This window comes from Halorubrum sp. SD612, from assembly GCF_002135005.1.
Genome location: NZ_NEWI01000132.1, coordinates 1 through 7,120, shown reverse-complemented (window position 1 = coordinate 7,120; position 7,120 = coordinate 1). Strand labels below are relative to the sequence as shown.

General features: G+C 71.7%; 9 protein-coding genes and 1 pseudogene. 3 read left to right on the top strand and 7 right to left on the bottom strand.

What is annotated here, in order from left to right:
- Together B9G38_RS17865 and B9G38_RS13080 are read right to left on the bottom strand one after the other, a co-directional pair.
- Nucleotides 1-111 (bottom strand): annotated as a pseudogene (locus B9G38_RS17865) (oxidoreductase); the annotation flags it as partial.
- A gap of 89 nt (nucleotides 112-200) precedes the next feature.
- Nucleotides 201-1,520 carry a DUF362 domain-containing protein gene (locus B9G38_RS13080; RefSeq protein ID WP_086215443.1) on the bottom strand — a complete coding sequence of 440 codons (1,320 nt, stop codon included), beginning with the start codon at nucleotides 1,518-1,520 and terminating at the stop codon, nucleotides 201-203.
- Between the two features lie 234 nt (nucleotides 1,521-1,754).
- Here B9G38_RS13080 and B9G38_RS13075 point away from each other — a divergent pair, with 234 nt between their 5' ends.
- The 3 genes from B9G38_RS13075 to B9G38_RS18320 all read left to right on the top strand — a co-directional run bounded on the left by B9G38_RS13075 (nucleotide 1,755) and on the right by B9G38_RS18320 (nucleotide 3,838).
- Nucleotides 1,755-2,915: an acyl-CoA dehydrogenase family protein gene (locus tag B9G38_RS13075; protein ID WP_086220641.1), complete on the top strand. Its 1,161-nt coding sequence runs from the start codon at nucleotides 1,755-1,757 to the stop codon at nucleotides 2,913-2,915.
- 103 nt (nucleotides 2,916-3,018) lie between these two features.
- A complete protein-coding gene (locus B9G38_RS13070) occupies nucleotides 3,019-3,570 on the top strand; it encodes a hypothetical protein (RefSeq protein ID WP_086220640.1) in 552 nt (183 codons plus the stop codon).
- A gap of 100 nt (nucleotides 3,571-3,670) precedes the next feature.
- The gene (locus B9G38_RS18320) at nucleotides 3,671-3,838 is read left to right on the top strand and encodes a hypothetical protein (protein ID WP_167373073.1); all 168 of its coding nucleotides are present in this window, start codon (nucleotides 3,671-3,673) and stop codon (nucleotides 3,836-3,838) included.
- Nucleotides 3,839-3,910: 72 nt separating this feature from the next.
- On the opposite strand, the gene B9G38_RS13065 is transcribed toward B9G38_RS18320, so the two are convergent.
- The 5 genes from B9G38_RS13065 to B9G38_RS13045 all read right to left on the bottom strand — a co-directional run.
- Nucleotides 3,911-4,309, bottom strand: coding sequence for a hypothetical protein (locus tag B9G38_RS13065; protein WP_086220639.1), 399 nt, complete (start codon nucleotides 4,307-4,309; stop codon nucleotides 3,911-3,913).
- Between the two features lie 73 nt (nucleotides 4,310-4,382).
- On the bottom strand, nucleotides 4,383-5,558 hold the full coding sequence (locus B9G38_RS13060; protein WP_086220638.1) for a hypothetical protein: 1,176 nt from the start codon (nucleotides 5,556-5,558) through the stop codon (nucleotides 4,383-4,385).
- A gap of 3 nt (nucleotides 5,559-5,561) precedes the next feature.
- The gene (hisI, locus tag B9G38_RS13055; RefSeq protein ID WP_086220637.1) at nucleotides 5,562-5,945 is read right to left on the bottom strand and encodes a phosphoribosyl-AMP cyclohydrolase; all 384 of its coding nucleotides are present in this window, start codon (nucleotides 5,943-5,945) and stop codon (nucleotides 5,562-5,564) included.
- Between the two features lie 73 nt (nucleotides 5,946-6,018).
- Nucleotides 6,019-6,486 carry an N-acetyltransferase gene (locus tag B9G38_RS13050; RefSeq protein ID WP_086220636.1) on the bottom strand — a complete coding sequence of 156 codons (468 nt, stop codon included), beginning with the start codon at nucleotides 6,484-6,486 and terminating at the stop codon, nucleotides 6,019-6,021.
- A gap of 1 nt (nucleotide 6,487) precedes the next feature.
- The coding region (locus B9G38_RS13045; RefSeq protein ID WP_143415452.1) for a DUF92 domain-containing protein at nucleotides 6,488-7,120 on the bottom strand (633 nt) is incomplete at its 5' end.

The window sequence follows — 7,120 nt, the reverse complement described above, 5'->3', positions numbered from 1 at the left end:
GTTGATGACGACGTCGACGCCCTCCCGCGCCAGCGCCTTCGCCGATGCCTTGCCGAGCCCGCTGGACGATGCGGTGACGAGCGCCGCGTTCCCGTCGATCTGTAGGTCCATGTCTCTCCTATCCTGCGTACGCCGTGAAAACATTTTCTTGCAGGCAAGCGGCGGAGCGACCGACACGCTCGACGCGGCCGTACTGGGCGTCAGGCGCCCGATGCGTCGCCGCCCGCCGCCTCGAACCGCGCCGTCCCGTCCTCGAACGCGACCGTCTCGCGGCCGACCACGTCAGCCCCCTCCGGGAGGTCGTCGACCACGGCGTCGGAGACGCGGTACTCGCCGAGGTCCTGCGTGTTTCGGATCCAGACGATCCGGGCGGTCTCGGGGTCGTACGCCCCCAACGCAGCCGCCGCGGTCCGGAGCCCGAACTCGTCGTCGGGCGCCACGACGGGGAGCTTCGACTTCGCGAGCGACCCGCTCGTGAGCGCGTTCGCGTACGACTTCTTCAGGTCCAGTTGGTCGACGGCCGACCGCCGGGTGAGGTCCGCGAGCCCGATCCCGTTGCCGTTCCCCTTCGTCGCCTCGGTGAGCCCGCGGACGTAGATGAGGTCGACGTCGGGCGTCTCCGGGTCGGGCGCGTTGAGGACGCGGTAGCGCCCGATGACGTTCGTGTCCATCCCCGCCCCTGATATCTCCTTCCCGATCTCGTCGACGACCAGGAGGTCCACGTCGTCGACGGGGAGCGTCGGCATCTCGTCGTTCGCGCGCTCCAACAGCTCCGGTTCCCGGGCGAGGAACGACCCCGCCGGGACGGCCTCCAGGTGACCGATCTCCTCCTCGAAGTTCTCGACGAGCGCGATTCCCCCGACGAGGGGAGTCTCCTCCTCGATCACGTCGAGCGCGGCCGTCAGCGTCTCGACGTACCCCTCGGCGAGCGCCGTCGAGTGGAACGACTTCGCCCCGCGCTGCTTACCGAGCCCGACGACCGTCATCTTCGTCAGCCCGCTCTCGATCTCCCCCGTGAAGTTGGTGTGAGCCTTCACCCGGTTCACCACGACGACGGCGTCGGCCGCGAGCGCCGCCTCGGAGAAGTACACCGGCAGGTCGGCGTCGCCGACGCCCGCCGTCGCCAGCCGCTCGGCTCCCATCCGCGCGTCGATGGGCGCGCCGACGCGCTCCTCGGTGACTCCGAGCGCCGCCAGCACCTCTCGTTGCCCCTCCGGAGTCGCGCCGCCGTGGCTCCCCATCGCCGGCACCACCACGGGCTCGAAGCCGCGCTCGGCGATCCGCTCGACGACCGCCGCCGCGACCTCGTCGATCCGGTCGATCCCGCGGCTGCCGACCCCGACGGCCACGGTGGCGCCCGAGTCGAGGCCGTCGAGCGCGAGTTCGTCCAGCTCTTCGCGCGCCGTCTCCGCGACCCCGTCGAGGCGCTCGGCCCGCGGCTCGTACCGGACCCGCGCGAACTCCGGCAGGGGCTGCGGATCGATGAGCCCGTCGACCTCGGAACGGTCGGGAAACTCCATGGGGGACCCCTCGTAACCGCGATACAAAACTACGGGTGGGAGACCCGCAGATCGGGCGGGCTCCACGTCCGCGTGCGGCTACTCGTGCCACGCGGACGCGTGACCGGTGCCGAACCGTTCCCGATAGGCCTCTCGCCGGGGTCGCCCGTCTCTCCCTGACCACCGCTGCCCGCGGCTCCGGTCGGGTGGCGGACACAACTATGGTTATTTATTCTTGGGTTCGATAGCGATGGTATGCTGGATTACTTCGACATGGAGTCGACCCTGTCCGAGGAGGAGCGCCTGCTCGTCGACTCCGCGCGCTCGTTCGTCGACGGGGAGGTCCCGGACATGGGCGACCACTGGATCGAGGGGACGTTCCCCACGGACCTCATCCCGAAAATGGGTGAGATGGGCTTTTACGCGCCGAACCTCGACGGGTACGGCTTACCCGATGTCAGCGAGACTGCGTACGGCCTGCTGATGCGCGAGCTGGAGGCGTGCGACTCCGGACTCCGCTCGATGGCGAGCGTTCAGGGGGCCCTCGTGATGTACCCGATCCACGCGTTCGGCAGCGACGAGCAGAAAGGGGAGTGGCTCCCGCGGCTCGGCACCGGCGATGCGGTCGGCTGTTTCGGGCTCACGGAGCCGGAACACGGGTCGAACCCCTCCGCGATGGAGACGATGGCCGAGCCCGACGGCGACGAGTACGTCCTGAACGGCTCGAAGACGTGGATCACGAACTCCCCGATCGCGGACGTCGCGGTCGTGTGGGCGAAGGACCACCGCGAGGAGGGGACGCCCGTCCGCGGGTTCCTCGTCGAGACCGACCGCGACGGCGTCACGACGAACAAGATCGACGAGAAGCTCAGCCTCCGGGCGTCGATCACGGGCGAGATCAGCCTCCAGAACGTCCGCGTGCCCGCCGAGAACCGCCTCCCCGGCGTCGAGGGGATGAAGGGACCGCTGTCGTGTCTGACACAGGCCCGCTACGGCATCGCGTGGGGCGCCGTCGGCGCCGCGCAGGACTGCTTCGAGACCGCCCGGGAGTACGCCGCGGACCGCGAGCAGTTCGGCAAGCCGATCGGCGGCTTCCAGATGCAACAGGAGAAGCTCGCCGAGATGGCGACGCAGATCACGCTCGCGCAGCTGCTCGCCCACCGGCTCGCCGACCTCAAGGAGGCGGGGGAGCTGCGGCCACAGCACGTCTCGATGGCCAAGCGCAACAACGTGCGGACGGCGCGCGACCAGTCGCGGATCGCCCGCGAGATGCTCGGCGGCAACGGGATCACGGCCGACTACTCCCCGATGCGCCACATGGCGAACATGGAGACCGTCTACACCTACGAGGGGACCCACGACATCCACACCCTGATCCTCGGCGAGGACCTCACCGGGATTCAGGCGTACCAGTAGTCCCGCCGACCGCCCTCGTTCCACGCGCTCTGACGACCCGCTCCGGCGCGCGCCGCCGCCACCGACACGCTCTTGCGCCCGCGTTTCCGTACTGTCGACCGACATGCGCGTGCGAGACTGGGACGACATCCTCGCGGACGTCGCGAGCGACTCGACCGACCCCGACGGCTGGCGCGCGGTCGCCGGCTCCCGCCGCGGCGGCCTCGGGGAGGACCTCTACTTCGGTCACCCGAGCGTCGGCCTCTACCACCTGAAGACGTACGCGAAGAACCCTCGCGACCTCCGCGGCGTCGGAGCGCAGGTCGCCCGCAAGGTCGACGACGGGCTGGACCCGCTCCTGCCCGACGCCGACAGCGACGGGCGGTTCGCGGTCCGGACGGCGCCCGAGGACGAGGACCACGCCGAGGAGATGGCGACGCGGCTCACCGAGACGCTGAGAGTCCACGCCGAGGCGCCGACCGACCCGGACCACCTCTTTGAGGACGTGATGGAAGCGGTCGACTCCCCCGCCTTCGGCCCGATGGAGCACGAGTTCGACGGACGGCCCGACGAGCTCGACGAACTCTCCGACACCTTCGAGGAGGCCGAGGAGCTGCTCACCGCCGAGCTCGACGACCTGATCGAGGACGACGACGTCGACCGCGGGTTCCACTGAGCGGCGGTGAGGGCGCTAGCGCGACCGCGCCGACTCGCCGCGGTGCGGACGAGACCGGACCCGCCGCATCGGTTTTGTCGCTCCGCCGCCAACGGGGGGTATGGGAGTCAAAGAAGACACGGCGAACGGCCTGATCTCGCTCGGCATCGGCGTCGCGGTCACCTGGTTCGCGGCCGACGACGGCGACCACGACACGACCGACCTCCTCCTCGCGGTCGCGATCAGCTCTTTCCTCTCGGGCTACTTCACGAGCTACTTCGCGAAGTGACCCGCGGTCGGTGACGTTCGGGTCGGCCGGTAACGCCCGGCCGGTCGGTGACGCCTTTGCCGATCGCCCGCCTCAGATCGCCGTCACCCACGCCCGGTACTCGGCGTCGAGCTCGTACACCTCTCGGAAGGCGCGCTCGACGAACCCGGCGACGCGGTTCGCGTCCGACCGCGCCGTGACGACCGCGTTCGTCCCCTCGGCCTCCTCCGGGCTGACGAGCTCGTCGATGCGGAACTCCGGGAACTCCGAGAGCAGGGCCTTCAGCCGCTCCAGCTCCTCGTCGGTACAGTCGAGAATTAGCTCCGTGCCCGCCAGCTGGATCCACGGCGGGACCTCGCCGCCACCGGTGTCGTCGCTGTCGGGGTCGACGTCGACGGTCATCACGTCGCCGGAGCGCGCGCGGTGCGCGGCCGCGGCGTCGGCGAACAGCTTCAGCCGCTCGTCCTCGGTCGCGGCGTCGAATCGTGTCATACCCGTGCTCCGCCGCGACGAGGCTTAAAAATCCGCACTCGACGGCGGCGGATCCGGTCGCCGCCCGCGCCGCTCACCGCTCCGTCTCGCTCAACACGTCGTCGACGACCGAGCGCGTCCGCTCGGCCTCGGCGAGCCGCTCGTCGGCCTCGCCGCGCTCGATCAGGGCGAGGTCCCCGTCGTCGAGCGCGTGGCGCACCTCCGCCGCGCGGCGGAGGCGCCCGTACTCGTCGCTCCGCGCGAGCTCGCGGACCGAGCGCAGGGTCGCGACCGCGTCGTCGTCGGCGATCCGCCCGACGAGCGGGACCAGCTCGTCGATTTCGTAGGCGAGCTCGTCGCCCGGCTTCGGCGGCCAGTCGAGCGTCAGCGGCTCGCCGTCGAGCCGTTCGAGGTACGTCCGGTGGACCGCGACCGCCGTGCGGAGCGCGCCCGGGTCGTCGACGTAGTGGTCGAGCTTCGAGTTCGTGTAGTCGGCGTACTCCAGCAGCGTCGCGGGCGGCTCCTCGCCGGCCGCGTGCGTCTCGACGTACTCCGCGAGGTCGGTCGGCGGCACGTCGACGTCGACGAAGGGAGTCGCGTCCGCGCGGTCGAGGAAGTCGAACACCTCGCGGGCGGACGCCGACTTGAAGAACTCCCGGAACGCCTCCATCACCGCCTCATCGTACGAATCGATCGGCCCGCGGAGGCGGTCGAGGTCCGCGTCGAGGTCCGCGTCGGCCATGTCGGCGACCTCACGGAGCTCCTCCACCCGCGACTCCAGCCGCTTGCGGGCCTCCTTGGCCGCTTTCCGGCCCGCCCGGTAGTCGTCGACCGCGTCGTCGTACGCCTCCAGGAGGTCGACGAACTCCCCCGCCGGCTCCAGCGCCTCGCGGGCGGTCGCGAAGTCCTCATCGGAGAGGCGCCGCTTGTCGACCGCCTCGTCCGCCGCCTCGAACGCCTCGGCGGCCGGCAGGTCGTCGTCGACGTCGACCGCGTCCCCGAACTCGCCGCGGAACCGGACGTACGACTCGAAGTCGCCGGAGCCGACCGCGTCCTCCTCGTATCGGTCGAGGATCCGGTGCGCGTGGCGGTACGCGTCGGCCGCCGCCTCGACCCGGTCCCGCCCATGGTCGTCGATCCGCGACTCGGTCCGGCGGAGTTCGTCGTAGCGCTCCCGGAGCCGCGCGGCCGCCTCGCCGGCCCCGCGGACGGGGTCGTCCTCGTCGCCCTCGGCGCCTCCCGACGTGGCGCCGGCGGTTTCCCCCGACATCGGTCAGTACACCTCGTCCGGGTCGAAGACGCGCTCGCCGACGTTCTCGCCGTCGACCGTCCGGTGGAAACAGGAGCGGTGGCCGGTGTGGCAGGCGCCGCCGGCCTGGTCGACGAGGTACAGCAGCGCGTCGGCGTCGCAGTCGACCCGGACCTCCCGGACCGACTGGGTATGGCCCGAGGTATCTCCCTTGTGCCAGATCTCTTCGCGGGACCGGGAGTAGTAGTGCGCCTCGCCGGTCTCGCGGGTACGTGCCAGCGCCTCCGGCGAGACGTACGCGAGCATCAACACCTCGCCGGAGTCGGCGTCCTGGGCGACCGCCGGCACCAGCCCGTCCTCGCCGAAGTCGACCTTGATCGACCCCGTCTCCGCGTCGGCGTCACTCATGGCTGTCCGGAGGCGTGGCGCTCGAATAGTCCTTGTGCCTGCGGTCCCCGCATACGAGCGCGCCGCCGACCCCTTACGAGACGTATCGCAGCACGAGCGCGTCGCCGTCGGCGTACGCGTCCGGTCGGCGGTCGACGACCTCGAAGCCGAGCGACTCGTACAGCGAGCGGGCGGCGTCGTTGTCGGGGTGGGCCTGGAGCGTGACGGGGCCGTCGGCGTCCGCGATCGCCGCGTCGAGGAGCCCGCGGGCGCGCCCCTCGCGCCGGAAGCCGGGCGCGACGACGAGCTCCGCGACGTGGAGCCCCGGGCGGTTCGGCGCGTCCACGGGGAGGAGGTAGCCGACGACGCGTTCCTCGGCGACGCTCACGCGGGCGGCGCCAACCGCGAGGCCGTACTCCAGGAGGTCCGGGCTCGGCTGCCTGAGGTGCGACTGGAGCCCGCGGATCCGGTCGGCGTCGGCGGGTCGGCCGGGGCGCACTCGTGGGTCGGGATCGCCGGAGGCGTCGGGTTTCCGCCCGGCGCCGCCGCCGTCGCCCGTCATCTCACACCACCGCCCAGAGCGCGACAGCGACGACGGCGCCGGCGAGCGTCGCGAGGAAGTTCACCGACTGGTTCCCGACGCGATCCCCCTCGATCAGGGCGCCGAGGAGGCTGTCGACGGTCATCCCGGTGACGCCGGCCACGACGACGGCCCCGGCCGCCGCGACGCCGCCGGCGACCACCGGGCTGATCAGCGGCGACCCGCCGGCGGCGAGGGCGCCGACGAGCAGCGCGCCGGCGAGGCCGGCCAGTTCGCCCTGCCAGGTGATCGCGCCGTCGGTCCCGGGCTCGACGCGGCGGAGCGTCGTCACCAGCCGCGGGCCGTCGTAGAGGCCGCCGATCTCCGAGGAGAGCGTGTCGGCCATCGCGGTCGCGGTCGCGCCCGCGAACGCGAAGCCGAAGGGCGCGGCCGGGACGGCGAGGTGCGGCGCGACCGCGTAGCCGACCACCGCCGCGAGCGCGACCGCCGAGTTCGCGAGCACGTTCCCGGTGCCGCGGGCCCCCTCGTTCTCCTGGGCGACCCCGCGGGCCGCCTTCTCGTCGAACCGGTACTTCGAGGCCAGCCCCCCGAACGCGTAGAAGGACATGAGGGTGAGGAACCAGCCGACGGCGCCGAGGACGACCGCGAGCCGCGC

Excerpts from the sequence above, each read along its gene's own strand:
- B9G38_RS13080 (WP_086215443.1), bottom strand. The coding sequence starts at position 1,520 with ATGGAGTTTCCCGACCGTTCCGAGGTCGACGGGCTCATCGATCCGCAG.
- B9G38_RS13075 (WP_086220641.1), top strand. The coding sequence starts at position 1,755 with ATGCTGGATTACTTCGACATGGAGTCGACCCTGTCCGAGGAGGAGCGC.
- B9G38_RS13070 (WP_086220640.1), top strand. The coding sequence starts at position 3,019 with ATGCGCGTGCGAGACTGGGACGACATCCTCGCGGACGTCGCGAGCGAC.
- B9G38_RS18320 (WP_167373073.1), top strand. The coding sequence starts at position 3,671 with ATGGGAGTCAAAGAAGACACGGCGAACGGCCTGATCTCGCTCGGCATC.
- B9G38_RS13065 (WP_086220639.1), bottom strand. The coding sequence starts at position 4,309 with ATGACACGATTCGACGCCGCGACCGAGGACGAGCGGCTGAAGCTGTTC.
- B9G38_RS13060 (WP_086220638.1), bottom strand. The coding sequence starts at position 5,558 with ATGTCGGGGGAAACCGCCGGCGCCACGTCGGGAGGCGCCGAGGGCGAC.
- hisI (WP_086220637.1), bottom strand. The coding sequence starts at position 5,945 with ATGAGTGACGCCGACGCGGAGACGGGGTCGATCAAGGTCGACTTCGGC.
- B9G38_RS13050 (WP_086220636.1), bottom strand. The coding sequence starts at position 6,486 with ATGACGGGCGACGGCGGCGGCGCCGGGCGGAAACCCGACGCCTCCGGC.